Source organism: Citrobacter sp. Cf072 (genome assembly GCF_030334485.1).
Classification (GTDB): Bacteria; Pseudomonadota; Gammaproteobacteria; order Enterobacterales; family Enterobacteriaceae; genus Citrobacter; species Citrobacter freundii.
On record NZ_JAOWDX010000043.1, the window covers coordinates 176,100 to 199,166 of the forward strand.

23 protein-coding genes and 1 pseudogene are annotated in these 23,067 nt (G+C 49.4%); 15 read left to right on the forward strand and 9 right to left on the reverse strand.

The features are described from left to right. Positions 1-80: 80 nt before the first annotated feature. The gene (locus OGX66_RS08900; protein WP_049047834.1) at positions 81-290 is read right to left on the reverse strand and encodes a helix-turn-helix transcriptional regulator; all 210 of its coding nucleotides are present in this window, start codon (positions 288-290) and stop codon (positions 81-83) included. A 107-nt stretch (positions 291-397) separates the two neighbouring features. Next, on the reverse strand, positions 398-976 hold the full coding sequence (locus tag OGX66_RS08905) for a YagK/YfjJ domain-containing protein (protein WP_086512800.1): 579 nt from the start codon (positions 974-976) through the stop codon (positions 398-400). Positions 977-1,391: 415 nt separating this feature from the next. On the opposite strand from OGX66_RS08905, the gene OGX66_RS08910 reads away from it, so the two are divergent. Beyond that, positions 1,392-2,309 carry a hypothetical protein gene (locus tag OGX66_RS08910; RefSeq protein WP_049047836.1) on the forward strand — a complete coding sequence of 306 codons (918 nt, stop codon included), beginning with the start codon at positions 1,392-1,394 and terminating at the stop codon, positions 2,307-2,309. Positions 2,310-2,656: 347 nt separating this feature from the next. Here OGX66_RS08910 and lpxP read toward each other — a convergent pair whose 3' ends face one another. The 3 genes from lpxP to OGX66_RS24535 form a co-directional block, all read right to left on the reverse strand. After that, positions 2,657-3,565 (reverse strand): kdo(2)-lipid IV(A) palmitoleoyltransferase, encoded by a 909-nt coding sequence (gene lpxP, locus OGX66_RS08915; RefSeq protein ID WP_015705671.1) that lies wholly within the window; start codon positions 3,563-3,565, stop codon positions 2,657-2,659. Between the two features lie 201 nt (positions 3,566-3,766). After that, on the reverse strand, positions 3,767-4,039 hold the full coding sequence (locus OGX66_RS08920) for a hypothetical protein (protein WP_171279005.1): 273 nt from the start codon (positions 4,037-4,039) through the stop codon (positions 3,767-3,769). Between the two features lie 79 nt (positions 4,040-4,118). After that, positions 4,119-4,355, reverse strand: a complete 237-nt coding sequence (locus OGX66_RS24535) for a YnfU family zinc-binding protein (protein ID WP_350360144.1) — start codon at positions 4,353-4,355, stop codon at positions 4,119-4,121. 93 nt (positions 4,356-4,448) lie between these two features. On the opposite strand from OGX66_RS24535, the gene OGX66_RS08925 reads away from it, so the two are divergent. Continuing rightward, the gene (locus OGX66_RS08925; protein ID WP_004132711.1) at positions 4,449-4,682 is read left to right on the forward strand and encodes a YnaE/YdfK family cold shock protein; all 234 of its coding nucleotides are present in this window, start codon (positions 4,449-4,451) and stop codon (positions 4,680-4,682) included. Between the two features lie 19 nt (positions 4,683-4,701). Here the strand turns inward: OGX66_RS08925 and OGX66_RS08930 are convergent, their stop codons facing one another. From OGX66_RS08930 to cspF, 3 genes are all read right to left on the reverse strand, one after another. Continuing rightward, positions 4,702-13,284 carry a glycoside hydrolase family 94 protein gene (locus OGX66_RS08930; RefSeq protein ID WP_286511413.1) on the reverse strand — a complete coding sequence of 2,861 codons (8,583 nt, stop codon included), beginning with the start codon at positions 13,282-13,284 and terminating at the stop codon, positions 4,702-4,704. Positions 13,285-13,439: 155 nt separating this feature from the next. Then, positions 13,440-13,610: a YnfU family zinc-binding protein gene (locus OGX66_RS08935; protein ID WP_353655293.1), complete on the reverse strand. Its 171-nt coding sequence runs from the start codon at positions 13,608-13,610 to the stop codon at positions 13,440-13,442. Between the two features lie 75 nt (positions 13,611-13,685). Beyond that, complete coding sequence (gene cspF, locus OGX66_RS08940; RefSeq protein WP_001446195.1) at positions 13,686-13,898, reverse strand: cold shock-like protein CspF; 213 nt, start codon at positions 13,896-13,898, stop codon at positions 13,686-13,688. A gap of 278 nt (positions 13,899-14,176) precedes the next feature. Here cspF and OGX66_RS08945 point away from each other — a divergent pair, with 278 nt between their 5' ends. The 4 genes and pseudogenes from OGX66_RS08945 to OGX66_RS08960 form a co-directional block, all read left to right on the forward strand. Continuing rightward, the gene (locus OGX66_RS08945) at positions 14,177-14,395 is read left to right on the forward strand and encodes a cold shock domain-containing protein (RefSeq protein WP_000203924.1); all 219 of its coding nucleotides are present in this window, start codon (positions 14,177-14,179) and stop codon (positions 14,393-14,395) included. A gap of 268 nt (positions 14,396-14,663) precedes the next feature. Further along, on the forward strand, positions 14,664-14,891 hold the full coding sequence (locus tag OGX66_RS08950) for a hypothetical protein (RefSeq protein WP_010434226.1): 228 nt from the start codon (positions 14,664-14,666) through the stop codon (positions 14,889-14,891). Positions 14,892-15,454: 563 nt separating this feature from the next. Continuing rightward, a complete protein-coding gene (locus tag OGX66_RS08955) occupies positions 15,455-15,859 on the forward strand; it encodes an H-NS family histone-like protein (RefSeq protein WP_171279038.1) in 405 nt (134 codons plus the stop codon). A 79-nt stretch (positions 15,860-15,938) separates the two neighbouring features. Beyond that, a pseudogene (locus OGX66_RS08960) lies at positions 15,939-16,073 on the forward strand (arsenical resistance protein ArsH); the annotation flags it as partial. Between the two features lie 131 nt (positions 16,074-16,204). On the opposite strand, the gene OGX66_RS08965 reads toward OGX66_RS08960, so the two are convergent. Continuing rightward, positions 16,205-17,032: a universal stress protein gene (locus tag OGX66_RS08965; RefSeq protein WP_089587128.1), complete on the reverse strand. Its 828-nt coding sequence runs from the start codon at positions 17,030-17,032 to the stop codon at positions 16,205-16,207. A gap of 46 nt (positions 17,033-17,078) precedes the next feature. Here OGX66_RS08965 and OGX66_RS08970 point away from each other — a divergent pair, with 46 nt between their 5' ends. The 9 genes from OGX66_RS08970 to radC all read left to right on the forward strand — a co-directional run bounded on the left by OGX66_RS08970 (position 17,079) and on the right by radC (position 23,061). Continuing rightward, complete coding sequence (locus OGX66_RS08970; protein ID WP_157908882.1) at positions 17,079-17,426, forward strand: tail fiber domain-containing protein; 348 nt, start codon at positions 17,079-17,081, stop codon at positions 17,424-17,426. Positions 17,427-17,604: 178 nt separating this feature from the next. Next, positions 17,605-18,015: an ASCH domain-containing protein gene (locus OGX66_RS08975; RefSeq protein ID WP_023299534.1), complete on the forward strand. Its 411-nt coding sequence runs from the start codon at positions 17,605-17,607 to the stop codon at positions 18,013-18,015. Positions 18,016-18,222: 207 nt separating this feature from the next. Further along, positions 18,223-19,098 carry a GTPase family protein gene (locus OGX66_RS08980; protein WP_058647036.1) on the forward strand — a complete coding sequence of 292 codons (876 nt, stop codon included), beginning with the start codon at positions 18,223-18,225 and terminating at the stop codon, positions 19,096-19,098. 243 nt (positions 19,099-19,341) lie between these two features. Then, on the forward strand, positions 19,342-20,058 hold the full coding sequence (locus OGX66_RS08985; RefSeq protein WP_058647035.1) for a helix-turn-helix transcriptional regulator: 717 nt from the start codon (positions 19,342-19,344) through the stop codon (positions 20,056-20,058). 35 nt (positions 20,059-20,093) lie between these two features. Then, positions 20,094-20,546 carry a hypothetical protein gene (locus OGX66_RS08990; RefSeq protein WP_089586936.1) on the forward strand — a complete coding sequence of 151 codons (453 nt, stop codon included), beginning with the start codon at positions 20,094-20,096 and terminating at the stop codon, positions 20,544-20,546. A gap of 71 nt (positions 20,547-20,617) precedes the next feature. After that, positions 20,618-21,091, forward strand: a complete 474-nt coding sequence (locus OGX66_RS08995) for a YfjT/YkfB family phage-associated protein (protein ID WP_058647034.1) — start codon at positions 20,618-20,620, stop codon at positions 21,089-21,091. A gap of 119 nt (positions 21,092-21,210) precedes the next feature. Continuing rightward, complete coding sequence (locus OGX66_RS09000; RefSeq protein ID WP_286511421.1) at positions 21,211-22,032, forward strand: DUF932 domain-containing protein; 822 nt, start codon at positions 21,211-21,213, stop codon at positions 22,030-22,032. Positions 22,033-22,062: 30 nt separating this feature from the next. Continuing rightward, entirely contained in the window at positions 22,063-22,506 is a 444-nt protein-coding gene (locus tag OGX66_RS09005; protein WP_058647032.1) for an antirestriction protein, read from the forward strand. 12 nt (positions 22,507-22,518) lie between these two features. Further along, entirely contained in the window at positions 22,519-23,061 is a 543-nt protein-coding gene (gene radC, locus OGX66_RS09010; RefSeq protein WP_080395938.1) for a RadC family protein, read from the forward strand. The last annotated feature ends 6 nt before the right edge of the window (positions 23,062-23,067 follow it).

Below are 23,067 nucleotides of genomic sequence, written 5' to 3' on the forward strand. Positions count from 1 at the left end.
TCGCTTGAATTGTGCCGAGTCTGAATGGTGCTTTAAGGATTGGGGTATTGGCAAGGCGTAGCTTAATTGAATTGGTTGTATCATTGGCCGCGCGAATCCTTAATGCGCTGCTGTAACCATAATTCGACCTCGCTTTGCTTCCAGCGGGAACTGCGGCCCAGCTTAATTGGTCTCGGAAACAGGCCATCTTTTATCAGCTTGTAAAACCATTTATCTGTCAGCCCCGTTAGCTTCGTGATGAACCGCATATCCACAAGTTGATCATCGAGCAAAGAAATATGTTCTGTCATGATGCTGTCTTCCATTGTGGGATTAGCCCGAGTTGGTGGGTGATTGCTCGTTACCACCAGCCCTTCCACATCAATGGATTGATACGTAAAAAAGTGCAGAATGTAGGTTACAACGTGCGAGGACGCCCCAGTCCGCTGGGCGGCGGTACCTCACTGGCTCCGTAGTGATAGTGACCGTGCTTTTGCTCTTCTTTGGCGAGGTAGCTGATGATGTAGCGCAGGTTATCGATGGCTTCGGTATCACCGTAGTTCACCGGCCTATCAATACTTACTTCATAAGTGGGTTTGTACACGCAGCGGTTGTAATAGCCTTCTCGTTGCGTTATTTCCCGCCATATTGTTCCTACTCTCTCAGCTATTGGGTAGGTAGCCTGGTTAAGGTGCCTGTCGAGATAGAACACGATATGAGCATGGCACCCGTGGTCTACAGAGTTCTCAAGTACCCAGAAATATCCTGCCAGATTTGTGTTCTGCAGGGTGCGTTCAACCAGCATACGTACTTCTCGTTCGGTTTCGTTCCATGAATGACGTTTATAGCGCTCCGTACCTTTCTGATAGAACAGGTCGAGTCTGAGTGCCTGTATTCGGGAATATCGGTTCAGTAGTTGATTCAGGTGGTCATTGAGTAGAGACAGCAGAAACCAGTTCATCGTGTATCTGGAATTAAAAGGGTAAGGTGTGTGCATTGATTTATCCTTTGTCTGGTAGTGTTCAAAGGATTGGGATGAGATGTAATTTTTAAGAGAAGCGGGGATGCAGCAGATAAAGGAAAGTGTGTATCCAGGGGAATACAGGCAGGGTTGCTTGTTGGGGGAAGGAGCTATGAACAGGGTGGTATAGAGACAGGGAGTCCCCCTTAATTATACTAAAAACCCAAATGTTCATATTTGCTGTTGAACGATGCTAATGAGGTGAACAGAGGACGATCCTAGGGTAAAAATCACAGGAATAATGCAGTAAGGTGTCAGAGTATTATCACAATAGAATCAGGGGGATATCAGTAAAAAATCAGCCATTCCTCAGCCTGTGACCCGCCTCCCTCTACCTAAAAGATGCTCATGCTAATCTGTGTCCAGGAGCCAGAATTAGAGGGAAGAGACGATGTTGCATTACGATATGATCCGCTACGAGATAATGTATCTAAAAATGCTTGGTGCGCTTTCCAACACTGATTACTCCTTACAGTGGAGTACTTATGATTCGCCGGATCAGTTTCGACGTTTAATCTCTGAGATCCTTGAACGGCATTTCCTGGGCGATCAGGACAGGATCAAAGTTGGTCGGAAAACTCTTAAAGAATGGGCTGAGCTGCTACTGATTGATAAAGATTATTTTGATTGTTTCAAAGGTACACCAAGAGCATTGTGGTTTGCTCACCATTATATTTTTGAATACCCGGTATTATCTGCAGGGCTGACGCTTGGTGGGTTGGGGAATGACGTCGGTTGTTCTGGTAGTTTTAATTCTCTTTTAATGGACGATAATATCTTCACAAATCTTGATTTCTCTAATTTGAATACTGACCTGGACGATATAGATTGGGACCTGATAACAAATCCACAGGCCACTGCTTCAAAGAAACCGAAACGCGTTTTCTCCCGATTTTATCTGAACGCGGGAGCTAGTACCTCTCTGTATAACCCCACTCCGGTAACTGAGCGTGAACTCATCAATGGTGTGATGAGGTACATTGATGAAGCGCCATGCTCACTTGGAGATAAGATCTCTTATTTCAAAAAACTGCATGAGCGCTGGCTTGAGCAATATGATTTTTTTCTGACAGATTTTGACTGGATGTCACGTGATGACGAAATTCAGTTAGTCTATCTCTGGGACTATCTCAAAGGAAAAGGACGAATAGCAGGCTATCTTCGCCCTTATAATACCTCTATGCGTTATGACATGATTATTGCGGCTATAGATGTGTGGAACGTCCAACCTGAAGAGAAGCTGGAGTTTATTGAGAAGATGAAACATGCCTGGCAAGCGGCGAAATCTTATCGGCGATCTGCTAAATAGCGTTGTGATCCCAGCGGTTTCTTCGTCTGATTTCTCAGTATTGTTATGAATCTTAATCGACCAAGGTTCTATAGCTGTCTCTCTCTTGCCCGTTACGTACAGAGCACCGTAGCCGAGGCATGGAAGTTAGAACTTTTACTTCTGGCTCGAAGCGTACAAACTGACTGATCTGAAGGTCCGCTGTGAGCGAAAAACGGACCTTCAAATCCGAACCGGTTCGATTGATTAACCTTGGCTGTCAGTCAAGCCATCGTTAACATGAATCCGATCGAAAATTCCTTATCGCATTTTTTACAAATACGCAGTGTCAAGAAAGACAGATTCTGGCTCATGACAAGTAGAGTGGTTCATTTGTATAAAGAGACTTCGCCTTCAGGACGCGTTTTGAACCTGCGATGCATCCACAGGTATTGCTCAGGAGCACGGAGAATTTCATGCTCGATGATCTTATTCATATAAGCCGCTGCGGCGACCTTGTCTTCCCCTGGATAGCCTGACAACGGATTGCTGATATACATGTGATAACCTTTTTTATCGCTACGTCGAATCATGCTAAGTGTGATTAAGTGTGCACCAGCGAGCTTTGACAGAGCATACGTTCCGTTCGTCGTTGCTGCTTTTTTTACCGAGAAAAAAGGTGCAAAAACGCTTCCTTTAGACCCATAATCCTGGTCTGGTGCAAACCAAACGGCTTCACCAGCTTTTAGCGCATGAACAAAACCAGATAAATTACGGCGATTAATCATAGCTTTATTTGAACGCATACGCCCTTTTGTCTGTACCCATTCCATTAATGGATCATTGTGTGGGCGATACGTTGCCATCATAGGATGACATAACCCCATTACCCTTCCACACAACTCAAGGGACATAAAATGAATCCCGACAACCATTACTCCTCTTGTCGCGCCGGTCAGGTTTTCAAGCCCTTCAACATCAAACCATTTTTTGACTCTCGCATCGCTCCAGAACCAGGCCATTCCTGTTTCCATCAGTCCCAGCCCAAGAGAAACAAAGTTTTTATTAACCATCTGGCTCCGGGCAAACGGTGTCATCTCGGGGAAGCACAGTTCGATATTTCTAATCGCAATTCCTTCTCGACGTTTCAGAAAGGGTCTGGATATTTTTCCAAGGCCAGAACCCAGAATATGTAAAACCGGGTAAGGAAGCTGAACGAGAAGCCACAGCAGACCCAAACCAGACCAGGTAAGCCAGTGGCGAGGATGAAGTAAATTATGAGTAAACGTCTGTGCCATAAATTTCCTTAATGCTAATGAAGGTTATAACGCAAAAGGAAAACAATGAGGCAATTCGTCTTTAGCGATACATTTTGTTTTAGACAATTTAAACCCATCTAAATTCAGAGAAAATAATTTTGAAATGCCTGGTAAAGGATTTAAAGAGCCAGGATGAATTGTAAGCCAGCAAATTTATTCTGTTATAAATCCATGGTTTTATCATTGATACTCAAGAAATTGTCTTCTTGATTCATCATCATCAAGGTACTCAAAAGAAAGAAGCCGAATTTTGGTAAGTTTATAAAACCACTCGCAATCGTTTCGTTGAATACTTTCGCCTGGTTTGAAACATATCCCTGAAGCCACCCGGATAATCGCATATTTACCATTACTAAACCTGACCCGGTGAATACAGAAAGGTTGGCCAGCCTGTCCGTGACAGCTGTTCGACAGGATATGCCCTTCAATAAAAACAGATTTTTTAGATTTCATTATCATACCCTCGACAACTGCAGTACAGGAGAAATGTTGTCATTTCCCGACATCACTGTCGTTAAGTGGCAGAAGCTGATCAGCCGCCGATACACCAGCATTCTGAAGGCCTGAACAACAGTCCGCAGGCAGGGCACTCAAGAACCGCATCTTTTCTTAGTTTACCTGCTTTCTGATCGGCTCTGTGTGCGCATACCGGGCAGGCAACATGAACCGGTCTTTCTTTAAAATACCTGAGCCCATTTGTATAAGACATAAATAATTCTCTGAGGAATAGAGTGATTATTATACGCTTTAATAGAAAAATAACTGGCATAAGTTATGTTAAGTTGTGTCTGAATCAGGATATCAGATATTGAAAATTGAACGTCTGATTTATGATACACTACCCTTCCGTGAGAAATTTAAGATGAAATCAGAAGACACCCTTGACTGGTATCCGGCACAACTACCGCCTGTGAAAATTATTCTTGGCGAAGCCGTGCTGGCTGTGGGTAAACAGGGCCGACCGATTAATACCCGCACCTTGCTGGAATACCTTCAGGTCATGCAGGACAAACAAAAAAGGCGGGATGACAAAATCGCCATGCAGACTGCGATTGATGTTCTCAGGGATAATCAGCGCATTAACGGCAGACGTTAATGCACCTCCGGGATCAGTGTCAGTTCTGAATGATCTCAACCGTATGGTTTTGTCCATCATCCTTCAGCGGTATTCTGTCATCAGGGAGGAGAACACCATCCAGCGTCACGCAATATTCTGCATCGCCGCGTGAAACACTAATCTGATAATGGCTTTCACCATATTGATATGCCATAGAAAAAGACGACCACTCATCCGGTAACCTGGCATGAACACTAAAGTCAGTGCCGGAACGTTTTATCCCCAGTAATTCCTCGGTAAGTAAACGCCAGGCCCAGGCTGCGGAACCGGTATACCAGCTCCACCCTGCACGTCCGGTATGGGGAGCGACGCTGTAGACATCAGCACTCATGACATAAGGCTCAGCTTTATAAATCCCGACAGAGTCCGCATTCAGGGTATGATTTATAGGGTTGAGCATTGACCAGAGTTGCCAGGCTCGTCCGGCATTCCCCATTCGGGCAAAGGCCATCACTGCCCAGATGGCGCCATGCGTATACTGCCCTCCGTTTTCCCGCACGCCGGGCAGGTACCCCTGTATGTAGCCCGGATTTGGACCGTGTCCGTCGAAAGGAGGCGTTAACAGTTTGATCAGCCCTCCTTCGTTATCCACAAGGTGCTTATCCAGCGCCTGCATGGCCTTTGCGCACCGTCCCGGGCTCGCGGCGCCGGACAATACAGACCAGCTCTGCGCAATCGCATCAATCCGGCAGTCCTGTGAGGTTTTCGATCCCAGGGGAGTACCATCGTCAAAATACCCGCGCCGGTACCATTCCCCATCCCAGGCGTGGGCTTCGAGATTACTTTGCAGGCGCAGAGCCTGTGAACGGCACATCGCGGCGACGCTTTCATCCAGCCTGCGCTCCGCCAGCGCTGCAAACCGCTGCAAAATGTCGTACAGGAAGAAGCCCAGCCAGACGCTTTCACCTTTGCCTTCGATACCCACCCGGTTCATCCCGTCATTCCAGTCACCAGCCCCCATCAGCGGCAGGCCATGCTCCCCGAAGCGAAGTCCATAGTGAATAGCTTTGACGCAGTGTAACCAGAGTGTCTCTTCGGTGCCGCTGATGACCGGCGTGTCATAGACAGACTCTTCACCAGGCTGAAGCGAGCGTCCCTCCAGATAAGGAATGCGTATTTCCAGTGCATCCCTATCCCCCGTCGTTTCAACATAGTGGCAAACAGCAAGCGGCAGCCAAAGATAGTCATCGGAACAGCGGGTACGCACACCGTTGCCGTGTGGCGGGTGCCACCAGTGCTGCACATCCCCCTCGATAAACTGCCGTGATGCACAGAGTATTATCTGTTCACGCATCCGGTCCGGAGCAGCGTGGCTCAGAGCCAGCGTATCCTGCAGCTGATCGCGAAAACCAAATGCACCGCCAGACTGATAGTAGCCACTCCGGGCCATAAGACGGCAGGCGACCGTCTGATACAACAGCCAGCCATTAACCAGTAAATTTACGGACGTGTCGGGGGTGTTAACTACGATTTTATCGAGAACATTGTGCCAATGATTATGAATCCGGTTCAGCTCCTGGCGGACCGTATCCTCGTTCATGTAGCGGGCCAGCGTCTCCTGAGCACAAACATCATTCTCCTCTGCGCCGAGGATAAAAATAAACGTCCTCTGGTCCCCGTCAATTAATGTAACCGCCGATTGCACCGCTCCGCAGGGATCCAGACCGGCCCCCGTCTTACCAGAAAGCTTTTGCAGTTTCATAGCCGAAGGGGCGTGAAGGGAACCATTACGGCCAATAAACTCCCGGCGGTCCCCTGTCAGAGAACAGTCATTACCGCTGACGGCAAAAAATGCAGTTCGGCCGCCACCATTATCACCATAAAAGTTATTCGCAAGCACCCCGCAGCCGCCGGGCGTTCTGGCCACATGTGTCACAATGTGAGGGGCTGAGCGCGTTCGTGTTTCTCCGAGCGTCCATTCTACATAGCCTGTGACGGAAAGTTGACGTGTCCGTCCCGAAGAGTTGCTGAGCGTCAGGAGCACCAGTTTAACCGGATCTTCTTCAGCAACCAGGACCGTCAACTCGCTGTCTATACCACTCTCACGATGGGCAAAAACGCTGTAGCCAAAACCATGGCGGGTCAGGTAATCACCGTGTCCGCGAACAGGTAAAGCCGTCGGCGACCAGCACTCCCCGCTCTCTTCATCGCGCAGGTAAAATGCCTCGCCGCTGCGATCGCTCACCGGATCGTTCTCCCACGGCGTCAACCGGTATTCATGGGCATTCTCATACCAGGTATAGGCCTGCCCTGCCTCTGAGATCACACTGCCAAAACGAGAATTTGCCAGTATGTTCGACCAGGGAGCCGGTGTAAGCGCATTTTCCCGAAGGACGATCTGATACTCCCGCCCATCCTGAGAAAATCCACCGTACCCATTGAAATGGCATAACTGACTGGTATCAGGGCTCCAGTCCGTATGTTGATTACGCTCGCGCACAGCACGCGGAATGAATGCCCTTGCCGGCGATTTCAGGGTATGAATACGCTGGTTAAGCTGCTCATTAATCCCCCCTGCGCGGTCATCAAGATAAAGACAGGCCACGCTCATCAAAAGCAACTTATCCTCAGCGGAGAGATGCTCACCGTTGCGGACAAAAAGCCCGCCCTTTTTATCCAGCAGACTGGCTTCAGACCCGGCATAAATTAACTCCATAATCTGATTTTGTAATCCCTGCTGGTAGCCGCCGGGGCTGTTATTCAGGATAACTAAATCAACATCCAGCCCTTTCTGTCTCCAGTAACGGTGTGCCTGAATCAGTGTGGTCACTGAGGTGATACTTTCCTCGCTGGTTATACTCAGCAGCACTATCGGCAGATCCCCTGAAATTGCCCAGCCCCACAGTCCGGACTGGCCACGCCGGTTGCGGCCGATCGCCTGGCCTTCGGCGCGCAGCTCCTGGACAGGGTAAAGCACAGCGCTGGCGAGACTATTGAACAACGTGGCATCATCTTCACTGGCGTTCATCTGGCGCAATACCACCAGACTGTGAGACCAGGCCAGTTCAAAGACGCGATCGGCGATAGGGTAATCGCGATATTTCTCCAGCAACGCCAGGCTCTGCTGACGGGTCTCGCTGATGCCATAAATGATATCAATCGTAACCGGCTGCCCCGGCTGCAGAATAATGGCGTTGCGAATTGCCAGTATCGGATCCAGCACCGAGCCCGACGTGTTGCCCAGCATCCCTCCCGTCTCTATTGCCTGTGCATTCGCAGGGTTTCTGCCACGTCCAATAAACCTTGCCCTGTCCGTTTCAAACGACACGTTATGTCGGTTATCGCCGTGCACCACCATCATGTGAAACAGGCAAGGGCCCGGTTCATCCGGTGAGCGCGGGCGCCGGTGGCAAAGAATAGCGTCACGCTCAGGAGCCAGCTCAGTCTGAATAAACAAATTGCTGAATGCCGGGTGTGCCAGATCGCTGGCATCAGGTGCCAGTACCACTTCAGCATAGGTTGTCAGCTCCAGAGAGCGAGGCTTGCGACCACGATGAATCAGTGTGAGCCGTCGCAATTCAACATCATCCTCCGGAGAGATCACCACCTGAGTTTTGACGCTGAGTCCCCCTAAGCTGCGTCTGAATTCTGCCCCCGCATCGGTGAACAACACTTCCTCGTCTTGTCCGCTGGTGTAGCCTGTTGGTTGCCAGGTATTGCTCCACACATCTCCCGTCTGGGTATCGCGGATGTAGCAGAAAGCTCCCCAGTTATCACGGGTGGTATCACTGCGCCAGCGCGTTAGTGCAATATCATTCCAGCGACTGTAACCGCCGCCGCCCGCGGTCAACATCAGATGATAATGGCCGTTGGACAGGAGTTGAATATCCGGGGCGGGGGTATCCACGCTATAGAAAATACGGGGTTCATAGCGAACGGGTTTGACCATGCCCTCATGAGATTCAAAATGACGGCGCGGACTGTACAGATCGACCGCATCCGGCACGCGCTCCTGTAACAGCAGACTCGCTGACCGGAATACCGTACTGGACATAAAGCGTTCAGTCATGGGGGCATCAAGCAGCACATGAGCCAGCGCCTGAAATGCCATACCCTGGTGATGCGCCATCCAGGACTGTACCACCGCATAGAGCTGACCGGTTGCAAGACGTGAGGGGGTATAGTCCAGCGCTTCATAAAAACCGTATTCTCCGCATGCACCATTTTTTTGCAGCCTGAACAGGTTCTCACAAGCTTTCTGCGGGGAAACCATCAGCGCCAGCAGCGTGGCGTAAGGAGCGACAACCATGTCATCGGCAAGTCCCCTGCGCAGACCGAGCCCCGGTACGCCAAATGCCTGATACTGATAATTATGCTGAACATCAAAAGCATGATAGCCAGACTCTGAAACACCCCATGGTACCCCGCGTTCTTTCCCCCAGTGAATCTGGCGCATAACCGCCGACTGACTCATTTCATCGAGCAGGCTGCCGGGCCAGGTGGGCATCACCAGATTCGGCATCAGATATTCAAACATGGATCCGCTCCATGACATCAGGGCAGTTTCATTATCAATCGTGGTAAACAATCGACCCAGCGCGTACCAGCTTTTAAGAGGCAGCTGATTAGTCGCAATGGCAAGAAAACTGGTCAGGCGGATTTCAGACGGCAGGAGATCGTAGTGGCTCTTGTCAGGCATATTGGTGTCACAGTTATAACCGACGCTGAGCAGACTGGTTGCTTCACTGTACAGAAAGGCGAAATCCATCCGGGCATGCTCATCCAGCCGCTGTTCCAGCTCGGTGATAATATTGAGTCGCATTCGGGCCTGCTCCGCCACTGACGCCGGAGGCGTTCCTGTACCGGTTAATGTCGGACGGGCAAGCTCGCTCAGCGTCGGCAGCGTCTGTTCATTCCAGGATGCAGGCAACCAGCCAAGCAACAGAGACCACTCATGGCAAAGCTGAACCAGTTGATGCTCCAGATGTCCAGCCCAGCGCATCTGAAGAGGAGATCCCTGATGACATGCGCTGGTCAGATGGTTGCACTGGGTGCGCATGCTTTTCAGTTCGCTGAAAAGCGCCTGCGGAGAGAGCGACACCGCGTTCAGGCAATGCTTGCGCAGCAGTCTCAGGCTGTCAGGTGGGTTCTTACCCCACTGTTTTTCCAGAATATCCAGCGTATCGTTCAGTCCTGCCAGTATCTGTTGGTTGCTTAAAACAGGCTGATGACGCATGGCGGACAGGCCTGCACGCAGGGTCAATAAATGCCCGGCCATATTGCCGCTGTCGACGCTGGAGATATAGCGTGGACTGAGGGGGACCAGCGTACGGGTGTCATACCAGTTGTAGAGATGGCCCCGGTAGTGCTCCATTTTATCCATCGTGTCGAGCGTGAGCGACACGCGCCGGAGCACCTCTCCGCCAGGCAGGTAGCCAAAGTCCCATGCCGTCAGGTTAGCCATAAGTGAAAGACCAATATTGGTAGGAGAAGTTCGGTGTGCCACCGTCGGTTGTGGTATTTCCTGATAATTATCAGGCGGAAGCCAGTTCTCTTTTGCTGTGGCAAATGTTTCAAAAAAAGCCCAGATTTCACGGCTTGTCTGGCGTAACAGCTGTTTTTGTTCCTGATTAGGCGAAAAAACCTTTCGCACAGGCTGGCGACTCAGCCAGCTCATCAGCAGCGGTGCCACACACCATACCAAACCGATCGGTAGCGCAATCCCCAGCAGCTGTGGGGCAAATTGTCCGGTCAGTATTGTCAGCGCCACGCCACCGGCAGCGCTCAGCCACATCGCCTGATAAAAACGTGCAACAGTGGGTCTGGCCTGACTGCTGTCCTGGCTGTGGCTGACCCACTGGCTGAGGTGACGCCTGCTTATCCCCAGTCGCCATAGCGTCACGGCGATCGCTTTCAGCGAATATCCGGCTTCGTGCGGCAGTATCGCAAAATTAAGGCTGATACCTGACAGACGCTTTAGCGCGCCCGCCCCCACCAGTAACAGATGCGACTTCACGCGGCGACGCAGAGGTTTATGCAGAAGGTCGTGGCTAATGCAGAGGATGGCTGGCAACAACCATATCAGCAACAGTATGCCCAGCCAGTAAACCGGATTGGGTACCCAAAGCAGAGTGAAGAACAGCAATATCAGTAAGGAGGGGGCGACCAGACTGCGACGTAGATTATCGAGTAATTTCCAGTAAGAAAGCGCGGTCAGCGGATTCCTGACCCGGGTTCCATCGGCTTTTCTGACGCGTGGTTTTAGCCAGTTAAGCAGTTGCCAGTCACCCCGGATCCAGCGTGAACGTCGTGCAACATCCGACAGATAATTATTAGGGTACTGTTCGTACAGTAACACCTCGCTCAGCAGACCCGAACGTGCATAGCATCCTTCAAGCAGATCGTGGCTGAGTACCAGATTTTCCGGGCAGATGTTGGTAGTGGCCTGCATAAAAATATCAACATCGTAAATCCCTTTGCCCACAAACGAGCCTTCCCCAAAGAGATCCTGATAGATATCCGAAGACATCATAGTATAGGGGTTATTACCCGGTATGCTGCTGCGCAGGGCGGCGTAACGCCCCTGACCGTTACGTGGTATCTCCTCCGCAAGACCGGGTTGTAAAATACCAAATCCTTTGACCACCCTCTGGCGTACCGGATCATACTCTGGCGTATTCAACGGATGGGCCATCGCCGCGACCAGTTTGTGAGCCGTATCGCGCGGCAACACCGTATCACTGTCCAGGGTAATGACGTATTTAATGTGATCCGGTAAAAGGTGGGCCGGCATGTCTGCAACGCTGACGAATTGCGTTCCCGGATGGCGCAACCAGCTGTTCAGCAACGCCAGTTTTCCCCGCTTGCGTTCGTAGCCCATCCACACTCCTTCCGAGGGGTTCCATTCAGGCTGACGATGTAACAGATAAAAACGTGGTCGGCCGGAGGGGTAGCGCCGATTCAGCGCCTGCGTATCAGCGATAGCCTGTCTGAGCAGCGCGTGACTTTCCGGCGAGGGTTCATTTTCAGAATCTGCAAAATCAGTGAGCAGCGCGAACCTGAGATTTTCGTTTTCATTCCCCAACCAGCAAACTTCAAGACTGGTGAGGAGCTGGCTGAAACTTTCGTGGCTGGTCAACATGCAGGGAATGACTAACATAGTGGCACTGTCAGCGGGAATACCGGCTGAAAAATCCATCCCCGGCAAGGGGCGAGGAACGCGAAAACGGGTGGTTGCGTCACTGAGTAAATCACTCATTAACTGAGTTAAAGCGATAACCAGAGGTAATATCACCGCGATTAACAACCAACCTGCGCCCTGCATGGCAGTTTCGTGCAATATTGCCGCGGTCGCTGCGGTTGTCAACAACGCCAGGCTGCCAAGCCATGACAGCAGGGTTATTCTGTTGAAACTGTGCCGCAAGCGTATGAGTCTTGAGGTGTCTGCCAGAAGATGTATATCCAGTGCCTGTCGACCTTCGCCGGCGAGATAATAACCAATATGATGTTCCAGTGTATTGGGGGCTTTTTCCTCTGAAAGCGCCAGCACCCTGTCAGCAACCTCAGGCTCGCTGAGCCCACTGTCTCTGGCCAGGACCTCAACTACGTGCCGGTAATGATCCCGGGTATTGAAGTGCATCCGGGGATAGATACCGGCAGGATCATTTCTTAATGCCTGTTCGACGACGCTTATCGTTTCGGCGAAATCAGCCCAGTCCGTTTCACCCAGTAATCGCAGACCTGCGATGCTGTTACTGACAGACAGCTGGCTGGCGGCAAGCTGTTGATTGAAGTTATTTATGAGAATGTCAGTGGTGACTCCCTGTTCCCGAAGGCACTGATCAACCCAGGTAAGAGGTAACGACAGCGCGTTGCCGTGCCCCTGCAGACGCCGCACCAGTTCTGCGACAAACGCGCTGGATAACGGAGGACGGGAGCGCGCCAAATCGGCAACCACCATAATTAAATCACCAGGCGCACTCTCTGCACATTCGAAAATCCTGGTTATCCACGTATCTGCCAGGTTTCTGTCCTGTTGCGCTTTTATCACTTCCATACTGATACGACGAAGATTTTCAATCAGCGCCAGGCGCAGCATTCCCGGTAATGCCCAGATTTCACCTAGTGTCAGCGGAGTCACCTGTTGATAGGCAGCGAGATAGCTGGTCAGACTGGTGGCATCCCAGCGGCCATCACCGTGAGCAATGGCCTCTGATGCGATATGATAAATTCTTGGGCAATTCAGCGGCGACATCAGCGACGGGAGACCTTTACCAAAACTTTTCGGCAAGTGCTGGCGGACGGTACGGATTTGTTCCTCAATCAGATAATAATTGTCCAGCAACCACTCCCCGGCGGGCATGATACTGGTCTTTTTACCTGCATTAAGCTCATAGCAGTTTTGGGTGATAACGGCCTCATTGTCGCCAAGCCGTTTCAGAAGATAATAGGGATGTTTATCCGGTGATACTTTATGGGTCCGTGCCAGCTTCTGACCATAGCGTTCCATCTGGGCAGTCGAAAAGAGTTCTGACCGCGGAGTGCTTTCGCTTGCAGGATCGTTCGCCGAAAACGTTAGGTTTTCGGCAGCATTCATCGGAATACGGGAGCGGTTAAACCACGCTCTGGGGTTCATTTTCATAGCATTGCTCTGATGCGACATTAGCGCGCAGGAGCAGTTGCGAAATCAGTTCAGAAACGTTCTCTCAGGATGTGCGTCAGGCATCAGGGATTTAACAGCTGCCGGAATCTAACATAAGTATAGGACATGAGCTCTGTTCTGCGGTTTTGGTCGAGCTAGCGTCGGGAGATAAACAGAGCCTTACATCCGGGGCAAAGCATGGTCTGGTTGAGCCGGATTTTTGACAACGGTTGTGCTGATTTTAAGCCACAAACAGGACAGGCAGCAGTGGCAGTAGACGCACTGCTGAAGAATTTCATTGCGTAATTGATAACAGACATAACCATTAACCTTTCAATGAATGAGCTTCACCGTACCACATGTGGTTAAGTTTTAATCTATCTATTTTGACACACTGAAAATCAGGAAAGATAAATGTTCGCAGCCACAGGCCCCCTGAGACCGTTTATCCGGCAAAACTCTATGCGGCTTCCAGGGATGAGTAATTCTGATTCGCGAGAGTTAACGGCTGAAATGTGAAGCAGAACGTCTTTTCGTCCATCAGATGGGATGATGAGGCCTTTACCACTAAGAATATCAAAGCTTTTGACAATTCCTGTCATTTTATGGGACAAGTCAATTCCTTATTGAAAACACGTAAAGACTATACATTGAAAATGGCATTCAGCCACTTTTATTTTCCCTACAGGACCTCTGGACGGCTAAAAGATAATTTGCTTATATCGATTCCCTGTGCCTTAATGAATCCCATCAGTTCGATGTACTAATGAAAGTTAGAAATTTTCCGGGCAGTTCTCATTACCAGGCGCTATCGTTGATATCCCCTCTTTTGAGTCCATATGTTTAATCTTATACGTTTACTATCAATACAATCATGTATAACGGAGTCAGTATGACCTCTAGAATTATGGGCCTGGTTAAATGGTTTAACGAAGACAAAGGTTTTGGCTTCATCTCTCCTCTTGATGGCAGCAAAGATATCTTTGTCCATTTATCTGCACTTGATGGCGACAACTTTAAAACTTTATTTGAAGGTCAGAAAGTTGAATTCGCCATTCACCGCGGAGACAAGGGTCCTGCTGCTGCAAACGTAACACTTTGCGATAAATAAATCATTGTGGGTCTGCGATAACGATGAAGGATTATTCCTGAGTAGACAGATCCATAACTTAAATCAGATGAAAGTCGTTTATTCATAATATCTGATCAGCATATTTTTCAAAATTATGAGTATGCTAACCGATGTGATGAAGTGCAGTACTACTGCATAAAAAGTCTAAAAGCACAAACTAACCACATGTTAAATAAGAAGTGCGTAATGGCTTTTACCTTAATGGCATCTGCCAGTTAATATCCACGAGAGAACATGGTAATAGAATATGATTAAAGTCCTTGTTTTCTTTAATGCTGAATCCTGTAAAGTCATGACCGTTCTGGAAGGTATATCCTCTATCAGGCAGGAATATCCAAACGGTGAAGAAACACATCTTCGGATTATGTCTGCAGGTTTTCCTTCCTTAACTGGCGATCATGGTATTGTTTACGTGGCTACTGACAGGGAGTTAACGTCACAGGAGATACTTGATGCGGCCAGGAAATATTTATAGCATTTTTGTCATGCTCTCTGCTCCACGTTTAATTGCATACTTACCCTATTTATCAGAATCGAACAAAAAATGAGTTGAAAACATTTATGGCCTGCTAACAGCAGGCTTTTTTTTACATTACACTTTTTTAGAAACACCTCTATAAAGAGAGAGTAATTCGCTACCTTCTGACAAAATGCAGGTGTCTCTCCCCTGCGTGCCATCTTGCCATTTGTGAAAAAACCTTGCTAAGCGGCGGCGCTGTCTCTCCTCATTTTAAATCTCATCAGGTGTGACTGAAGCAATAAGTTATGAGGATATAAAAAGGCTCTCCGGATGACTCCTGGCATCATAGTTTTAAGTACCTTCAAAAATGCATGGACATTTCGTATGAGTTGTAATTTAGTTCTTGCACATTCTTCTTAATTTTTCTTGCGATAAGAGATTTATATAAGTAGTCTAAACCTCGTTAATAACAATATGTCCCAAACGGATTAAAATGCTCAGTAAGAAAAATCGTGTTGATGAGCAACCGTCGACATTGGTATTTGCTGAACAACGAAAAAACTTTAAAAGGTCTCTTTATGTCAGATGCTCTAACACAGTTAAACAATATCCGTACCTTACGTTCTCAGACTCGTGAAATGTCATTAGATGTACTGGAAGATGTTCTGGAAAAGTTTAAAATTATTCTTATAGAACGACGAGAAGAAGAGACATTACGTCTTGCAAATGAAAGTCAGCGCCGCGATAAACTGGAAACACTTCGTCAGATGATGCTTGATGAGGGTATCGACCCCTCCGAACTTTTAGCTGCTATTGGCTCTCTGGGTAAGGCTAAAAGGACGCGCTCCCCCCGCCCCGCGAAGTATCGATATACTGACGAAACTGGAGAGTCAAAAACATGGTCAGGTCAGGGGCGAATGCCGAAGCGGATCTCAAATCTGATTGCTGAAGGTGGGGAATTAAAAGATTTTGAAATCAGCTAAAAAGAGCCGGGTATAACCCGGCTCTTTTTTGTATAGGCCGCAAGTTGCCTTAGAGAATAGCCGAGAAACATTTATTTCCGTCGATGTAGCCGAGGAGCTGTTTAAAATCACAGTGCAGCTTAAGGGACAAACCGGTTATCTTGCTGATCGTTACAGCGAGCGAAATGAGAACCATCAGGAGCTTTCATTCCGAGTCAATCAGGACAAAAAATAACGTATGTTCTTCGTGAATCCATACTGCATGAGCTTAACAACGTCTGCTATTGGTACGGAGCGGACCGACCAGCTTGTTGTCAGGTCCGCTTTGAGCGAAAAGCGGACCCTCAAATCAGGGCCCGCCTGTTTTTATCTGAGCATCAGCAGGGGCTGACTGCTATTAGATAGCATCTCTGATGTGTTGCTGCCGATAAAGAATCTGCGCAGGCGTGAATGTCCGTACGCTCCCATGACCATAAGATCAATCCCGTGTTCCCTGGCGTAGCGGCACAGTGCATTAGCCACGGTATCGGCTTTCAGCAGACTTGCCTGACTGGTTATGCCAGCTCTTTGCAACAGAGACTGAGCTGCATCCAGCGATTCTGAATTTCCATTCACCATCACCAGGTGGCACGTAAGATTTAAGAACAATGGACTTACAGAAAGTCGGCGCAAATTTTCCAGACTCGCCTCACTTCCGTCATAGGCGAACATTACGCGTGAAGGGAAAGAAAAGGTTTCGGGTACGATTAACACAGGATTTTTTTGCAGACGAATGACATTCTCAATATGGCTTCCGACCGGATTAGATGCCCCGCGGCGCCCCAGCACCATAAGACGCGTATCACCCAATTCAGCCAAAATCCCGTCCAGCGCGCCATGTTTTTGCAGTTGCTTTGGCTCCGGTAGCCCCTTCTCTGTCAGCAGCTCAGCACAATTTTTCAGGATGGCTTTACCCTGTACCATCAACAATCGGTTACGTTCGCCCTCAATGCGAACCAGCTCTTCTGTAAAATGTTCCCGACTGTCTAAGCCGATGGTTCCTGTCAGGTCCGAAACCACAGGTTGGTCACTTTTTTCCAGTACATGAAGAAGGGCCACAGATATCTTCAACGCGGAGGCCGCCCAGGCCGCATATTTACAGACGGCCTGTGTTGATGACGAACCGTCCACGCAGGCAACAACGGTATTATTCATTTCATGACTTACGGGCATTAATGACCTCCCATTTACCTGTATTTCTGTGAACCAGACTTCGGATGAGCGAGTGAAGTTCGATAAAGAGCCCGTCAGTAACGCTCTGGAGAAGATTTGTTCCCTGACGGGTTATACGTTCGGCATCCAACTGACTGAATCGGAATCGGTGCACAGCGCAGGCATCATCGCTCAGGATTTGGAAAAAGTGTTACCCGTTGCTGTAAGTTCTGGCGGGACCGGCACAACGCAGAATGGAGAGGAGATTAACGATCTCAAAACCGTGGACTACAGTGCGATGAGCGCCCTGTATGTTGAGGCCATGAAGGAGCTGGCCAACCGGGTAAAAAGTATAGAGAGTGAGCTTGCCGAACTCAAAGCCCTGGCCGAGATATAGTGTATTAGCTCAGACTTGACCTGACAGATTTATCTGGCAGCACACTATCAAATCTGACAGTCTACTTTGAGCGAAGAGCGGACAAAGTAGCAGAGGGAAAGCATCAATGTTAATGTCCGGAAAGTTCATGTTAAAACTCTGTATGACATTTTTCATCGACGATTAAAAAGGGCTCTTAATGGCTACTGTTGAGGTATTAAAAGTAAAGTATCCAGGCGCAGATGCCTGGCAAATGGGAGACAGCCCGGAACTGGCCAGCGAGCTTGCGGACCTGATTAAAAAAGGGATTAAAACGGCCTCCTGCGGATCCTTTGCCTCTTACCAGCAAGAAAAGTCTGCCCCGAGGATTGGAAGCTATAACATTATCCTTGATGGCCTGAATGCCCCGGTCTGCGTGACCCGGCTGGTTTCAATGCGACTGGTGCGTTTTTGTGATGTGACTGAGGAGTTTGCCCGCAAAGAAGGTGAAGGCGATTTAAGCCTTCAATACTGGCGAAATGAGCATCAGCGATTTTTTACCCGCGAAGGTCATTTTTCTAAAGATATGGAGTTGATCGCAGAAGAATTTGAAGTGGTTGAAGTGCTGTAAGACGAGAGAGTCCGGCTGGCGTCTGCTGCTATTAATAACAATGTCCGCTCCTGGCACTAAGCGGACATCGTTCAGTTCTGGATTGCACAATTTCCTTTACGTGTTAACCTAATATTCCAAATAATTTCAGACAGATATTATCTCAGTGAATCCCCGCCTTCCTGACTGGAACGCGGGGTTTTTAATTCTTCACGCTGAGACTACTGTATGAATAAAACTGATGGCCTTCAGGCCTTGGAAAAACCGCTGGCATCGCTTCCCTCTACGCTTCGCGAGCTTATTCTTGAACGTATCCAGAACCTGACCCATTACGAGCCGGTGATAGGCATCATGGGCAAAAGTGGTGCTGGTAAATCCTCTCTTTGCAATGAACTTTTCCGGGGCGAGGTGTCACCGGTGAGTGACGTGAACGCCTGCACTCGCGACGTACTGCGCTTCCGGTTGCGCAGCGGTCGTCACAGTCTGGTGATTGTCGATTTACCGGGTGTAGGTGAAAACGGGCGACGGGATCATGAGTACCGAGCCCTGTACCGTCGAATGCTGCCGGAGCTGGACCTGGTGCTGTGGGTCATTAAGGCCGATGATCGGGCACTGACCGTGGACGAGCAGTTCTGGCTCGGTGTGATGCAACCTTACAGGCAAAAGATACTGTTTGTGATTAACCAGGCCGACAAAATCGAACCCTGCTATGAATGGGATACCCTCACCAGCAAACCTTCAACACACCAACAGGGAAATCTTAAAGCGAAGCAGGCTGCGATTATGGCGATGTTTAAACCACATCATCCGGTCTGTGCGGTGTCCGCCAGCACTGGATGGGGCATTGAGGATATGGTGGCAGCCATGATGCGCTGTCTGCCTGACCGCGCCACCAGCCCGGTGGTGACACAACTGCACGGGAGACTCTGCACAGAGCCGGTAAAGTCGCAGGCCCGTGACAGTTTCGGTGACGCTGTGGGCCGTGTTTTCGATACGGCTGAGTCATCGTCATTGCTGCCTGCGCCACTGAAAAAGGTGATTCGTACCGTGCGTGATGCGGTGGTGTCGGTCGCACGAGCCGTCTGGGACTGGATATTCTTCTGATATCGCAATTTTCTCTGCGAATGATGAACTGGTTGTTAATGATGTGTTGATTGTGGACACGTCCTTTCCACTGCGTTTTATCATCAATTAAATCAGGCGAAGCATCATTATCTGTCAGACGAGCGCCCACAAGGCTGGACTGCTCATAAAAAATAGTTCCGATGTTGTCCATACCCTGTCCACTCCTTCCTTTAAAGTAATCATTATTAATTCAGAGAGTTAACTTCTCAGGAGAAATCTTTCATGACGCTTCAGGAGCGGCGACATGACCGGCTTGCCGTCAGGTTGTCGTTGATTATCAGCCGCCTGGTGTCCGGTGAAACTCTGTTTATTCGCAAACTGGCAACTGAATTCGGGGTGTCAGAGCGCACGTTACGTCGTGACTTTCGGGAACGTCTGATGTATCTCGACCTGGATTATTATCAGGGGCAGTGCAGTCTGCGCTCGGATATTCACAGTACGCGGCAGGAAATAGATATTCTGACCTTTGCTCACCGCACGGGGCTGGCCGGGGTTTTCCCGGGCTTTGACCGGCGACTGGTCAGCAGCCTGCTGGATTGTGATGATCGACCCTGTCTGGTATGGCATCAGGACAGACCTCATCCTCCGGCAGGAAAGCTCTCCTTCTACAGGCTGGTCAGAGCTATTTCGGGATGTCAGCGCATCACCATTCTGACTGAAGGGGAGCGTCATGAGGCCGTTGCACCTTACCGGCTAATCGCTCTGGACGGTTACTGGTATCTGGTCGCTGAACATAACAGGCAATTACGTGTCTTCCGGCTGGATGACATTCATCTGGTAAGGCCATCCCGGGAAACATTTATTCGCAGTGAGCTTCTCCATCAGTTGTCGGAGGATAAGCATTTTATCTCTGCCTTACCTCATTTCCGTTTTATTCAGCAGTCGCTGAATTCATTTTCTCCCTCAGAAAGTCGGGGGCAATCCGGACAAACTGATTAGAGATGGTCTCCATAATTAAATGTAAGGTTAATCTAATGAAAAAATTGAAATTATTGTCTTTACTGCCAGTCATATTGTTTCCCTTACTTTTTGCAGGTAATACTTACGCAGCACGTCCTTATATCGAGTTCCTGCCTGCAGCAGTGAATAACAAGAGTGGGAATATATTCTGGTGTGATGCGCACCGCCAGGTCAGAAAACTGTGTACGGCGACGGAAGTGGATTCAATGGGATGGTTTATTGTTGTTCGCTCGAAACCTTCCAGAGATTGTCCGGGCGGCCTTTGGGGGTGGATCACTCCCAGTAAAGACGATGTGGCAACAGGGTATACCATTACGCCAGGTAAAGAATTCAATCTCACCATGAAGGATATGTGCAGTCCCGATATGAAAGTAACGTTCCGCCCGAATAAAACGGACCCTCGTTATGACGATCTCGTCGGGATTTATGCCGGGAAAGAAGCGTTTCGCTACAAACAAATAAAATAATCCAACTGTTTTTTCGTTACTTTATTGTTTTAAACAACAAAAGCTTTATTACATGATTTGAGGACAACATTATGCGACTGCCTTACGTGATATTTACATTAGCTATGCTGGCTTCTGTATCAACAGCACAGGCTATTCCCAATATGTGGACGAGTGGTTTTGGGATGGGCGTGACCGAATATATCATTACCAGCCCGGAGAAGGTGGTGTTTAATCTGAATTGTACTGGCAATCCGGATGCGCAGAATATTCTGCAACACGGCGTTAATCTCAACCTGCCTGATGGGACATCAGTAAGTTCTCATGACGACGGGACGGAAATAACGGTCGTCATGGATAACAGTCAGTTCCCATTACCTTCATCCCTCGGCTGGAGGAATGGCGATAACGCCTGGGTGTCATTTATTGACGCCCTGAGTCAGGCTGAGAATTTTGATGTTTACGTCAACGATAAAAAAGTCGGCACCTTCAGTCCGGGGCTGAAGAATACGCAAAAAGAGCTGTCTGACCTCAGTGAGTGCCGAACCACACACTACAGCGATTAGTTACTTACATTTCAGACCTCTCCACCCCACAACATACCAACACCAGATAGCAACAGGCCATGCTCCTTCGGGAACATGGCCTTTTCGTTTTTAATTCATTATCAGATAAGGAGTTAGCTATGCGATTAGCCAGCCGCTTTGGTCGTATAAACCAGATACGACGTGACCGGCCTCTGACCCATGAAGAGCTGATGAGTCATGTACCCAGCGTGTTCGGGAGTGACAAGCATGAATCTCGTTCAGACCGTTATACCTACATCCCGACCATCACCATTCTCGAAAGCCTGCAGCGTGAAGGCTTTGAGCCGTTCTTTGCTTGCCAGACAAAGGTCCGTGATCAGAGCAAGCGGGAACACACCAAACACATGCTTCGTCTGCGTCGAGCCGGGCAACTTACCGGGCATCAGGTACCGGAAATCATCCTGCTCAACAGCCATGACGGATCCTCGAGCTACCAGATGCTGCCGGGGCTGTTTCGTGGCGTCTGTACCAACGGCCTGGTCTGCGGTCAGTCATTCGGAGAAGTGCGGGTGCCGCATAAAGGTAATGTCGTCGAGAAGGTGATTGAAGGGGCTTACGAAGTGCTGGGGGGCTTTGACCGGGTGGAGGAGAAGCGCGATGCGATGCAGTCACTGGCGTTGCCAGAACCAGCCCGTAACGCCCTGGCGAATGCCGCGCTGAAGTATCGATTTGGTGAGAACCACCAGCCGGTAACGGTATCGCAGTTGCTGACCCCACGTCGCCGGGAGGACTACAGCGATGACCTGTGGACCGTCTACCAGCGCGTGCAGGAGAACCTGATAAAAGGCGGTCTGTCAGGGCGAACCGCACATGGGAAAAGCAGCCGCACCCGTGCTGTTACCGGCATTGACGGCGATGTGAAACTCAACCGCGCCCTGTGGGTGATGGCAGAAAGCATGCTCGAGTTTTTCGGGCGTTAAACAACAGTTCCTGCATAAGGAGATAGTTTAATGAATACACAAAATCATCAGTTCGCGGAGCATACCGCAATTACTGCCTCAGTGGTCCCAGACGAGTTACGCATCGGCTTCTGGCCGCAGCACTTTGGCTCCATCCCGCAATGGATAACTCTTGAACCTCGCATTTTCGCCTGGATGGATCGCTTCTGTGACGAGTACTGCGGTGGAATCTGGTCCTTTTACATGCTCAGTAATGGCGGTGCGTTTATGGCCCCTGATGCTGACGGTGACGATAAATGGCATCTGTTCAACGGCATGAACGGCAATGGTGCGGAAATAAGCGGAGAGGCTGCCGGTATTGCGGTCTGCCTGATGGCATACAGCCACCATGCCTGTCGCACCGAGTGTGACGCGATGACAGAGCATTATTATCTTTTACGCGACTACGCGCTGAATCATCCGGAATGCAGCGCCATTATGCATCTTATCGACTGAGGAATGCTTTACATGAATACCGCATTATCCCCGATGTCATCACAGCCTGAACTCTTTCCGCTGCCGGTTATGGCTCAACCTAGTTGTCTGCTTCCCGCGACATCCGGATTGACGCCCTATGCCCAACGAACCATTCGCCGCGCTATCAACTTGCTGGATAAATATCTGCGCCAGCCCGGTATATCCTTTACCTCAAGTACTGCTGCCCGTGACTGGCTTCGGTTACAGCTGGCAGGACAAGAACGGGAAGTATTTATGGTGCTCTATCTCGATAACCAGCACCGTTTACTGGAGAGCGAAACGCTATTTGCCGGTTCGGTTAACCATGTCCAGGTCCATCCCCGTGAAGTGGTGAAGTCAGCGCTTCGTTTCAATGCTGCCGCTGTCGTGCTGGCACATAACCATCCATCCGGCGACCCGGAGCCCAGCCAATGCGATCGCAACATTACCGATAGGCTTAAAGAAACGCTGGCACTGGTTGATGTGAACACGCTCGATCATCTGGTCATCGGCTCAGATGACATTGTGTCATTTGCAGAGCGAGGCTGGATATGAGGGCAC

Coding starts and splice junctions, on each gene's coding strand:
- OGX66_RS08900 (WP_049047834.1), bottom strand. CDS start 290: ATGACAGAACATATTTCTTTGCTCGATGATCAACTTGTGGATATGCGG.
- OGX66_RS08905 (WP_086512800.1), bottom strand. CDS start 976: ATGCACACACCTTACCCTTTTAATTCCAGATACACGATGAACTGGTTT.
- OGX66_RS08910 (WP_049047836.1), top strand. CDS start 1,392: ATGTTGCATTACGATATGATCCGCTACGAGATAATGTATCTAAAAATG.
- lpxP (WP_015705671.1), bottom strand. CDS start 3,565: ATGGCACAGACGTTTACTCATAATTTACTTCATCCTCGCCACTGGCTT.
- OGX66_RS08920 (WP_171279005.1), bottom strand. CDS start 4,039: ATGAAATCTAAAAAATCTGTTTTTATTGAAGGGCATATCCTGTCGAAC.
- OGX66_RS24535 (WP_350360144.1), bottom strand. CDS start 4,355: ATGCCAGTTATTTTTCTATTAAAGCGTATAATAATCACTCTATTCCTC.
- OGX66_RS08925 (WP_004132711.1), top strand. CDS start 4,449: ATGAAATCAGAAGACACCCTTGACTGGTATCCGGCACAACTACCGCCT.
- OGX66_RS08930 (WP_286511413.1), bottom strand. CDS start 13,284: ATGAAAATGAACCCCAGAGCGTGGTTTAACCGCTCCCGTATTCCGATG.
- OGX66_RS08935 (WP_353655293.1), bottom strand. CDS start 13,610: ATGGTTATGTCTGTTATCAATTACGCAATGAAATTCTTCAGCAGTGCG.
- OGX66_RS08945 (WP_000203924.1), top strand. CDS start 14,177: ATGACCTCTAGAATTATGGGCCTGGTTAAATGGTTTAACGAAGACAAA.
- OGX66_RS08950 (WP_010434226.1), top strand. CDS start 14,664: ATGATTAAAGTCCTTGTTTTCTTTAATGCTGAATCCTGTAAAGTCATG.
- OGX66_RS08955 (WP_171279038.1), top strand. CDS start 15,455: ATGTCAGATGCTCTAACACAGTTAAACAATATCCGTACCTTACGTTCT.
- OGX66_RS08965 (WP_089587128.1), bottom strand. CDS start 17,032: ATGAATAATACCGTTGTTGCCTGCGTGGACGGTTCGTCATCAACACAG.
- OGX66_RS08975 (WP_023299534.1), top strand. CDS start 17,605: ATGGCTACTGTTGAGGTATTAAAAGTAAAGTATCCAGGCGCAGATGCC.
- OGX66_RS08980 (WP_058647036.1), top strand. CDS start 18,223: ATGAATAAAACTGATGGCCTTCAGGCCTTGGAAAAACCGCTGGCATCG.
- OGX66_RS08985 (WP_058647035.1), top strand. CDS start 19,342: ATGACGCTTCAGGAGCGGCGACATGACCGGCTTGCCGTCAGGTTGTCG.
- OGX66_RS08990 (WP_089586936.1), top strand. CDS start 20,094: ATGAAAAAATTGAAATTATTGTCTTTACTGCCAGTCATATTGTTTCCC.
- OGX66_RS08995 (WP_058647034.1), top strand. CDS start 20,618: ATGCGACTGCCTTACGTGATATTTACATTAGCTATGCTGGCTTCTGTA.
- OGX66_RS09000 (WP_286511421.1), top strand. CDS start 21,211: ATGCGATTAGCCAGCCGCTTTGGTCGTATAAACCAGATACGACGTGAC.
- OGX66_RS09005 (WP_058647032.1), top strand. CDS start 22,063: ATGAATACACAAAATCATCAGTTCGCGGAGCATACCGCAATTACTGCC.
- radC (WP_080395938.1), top strand. CDS start 22,519: ATGAATACCGCATTATCCCCGATGTCATCACAGCCTGAACTCTTTCCG.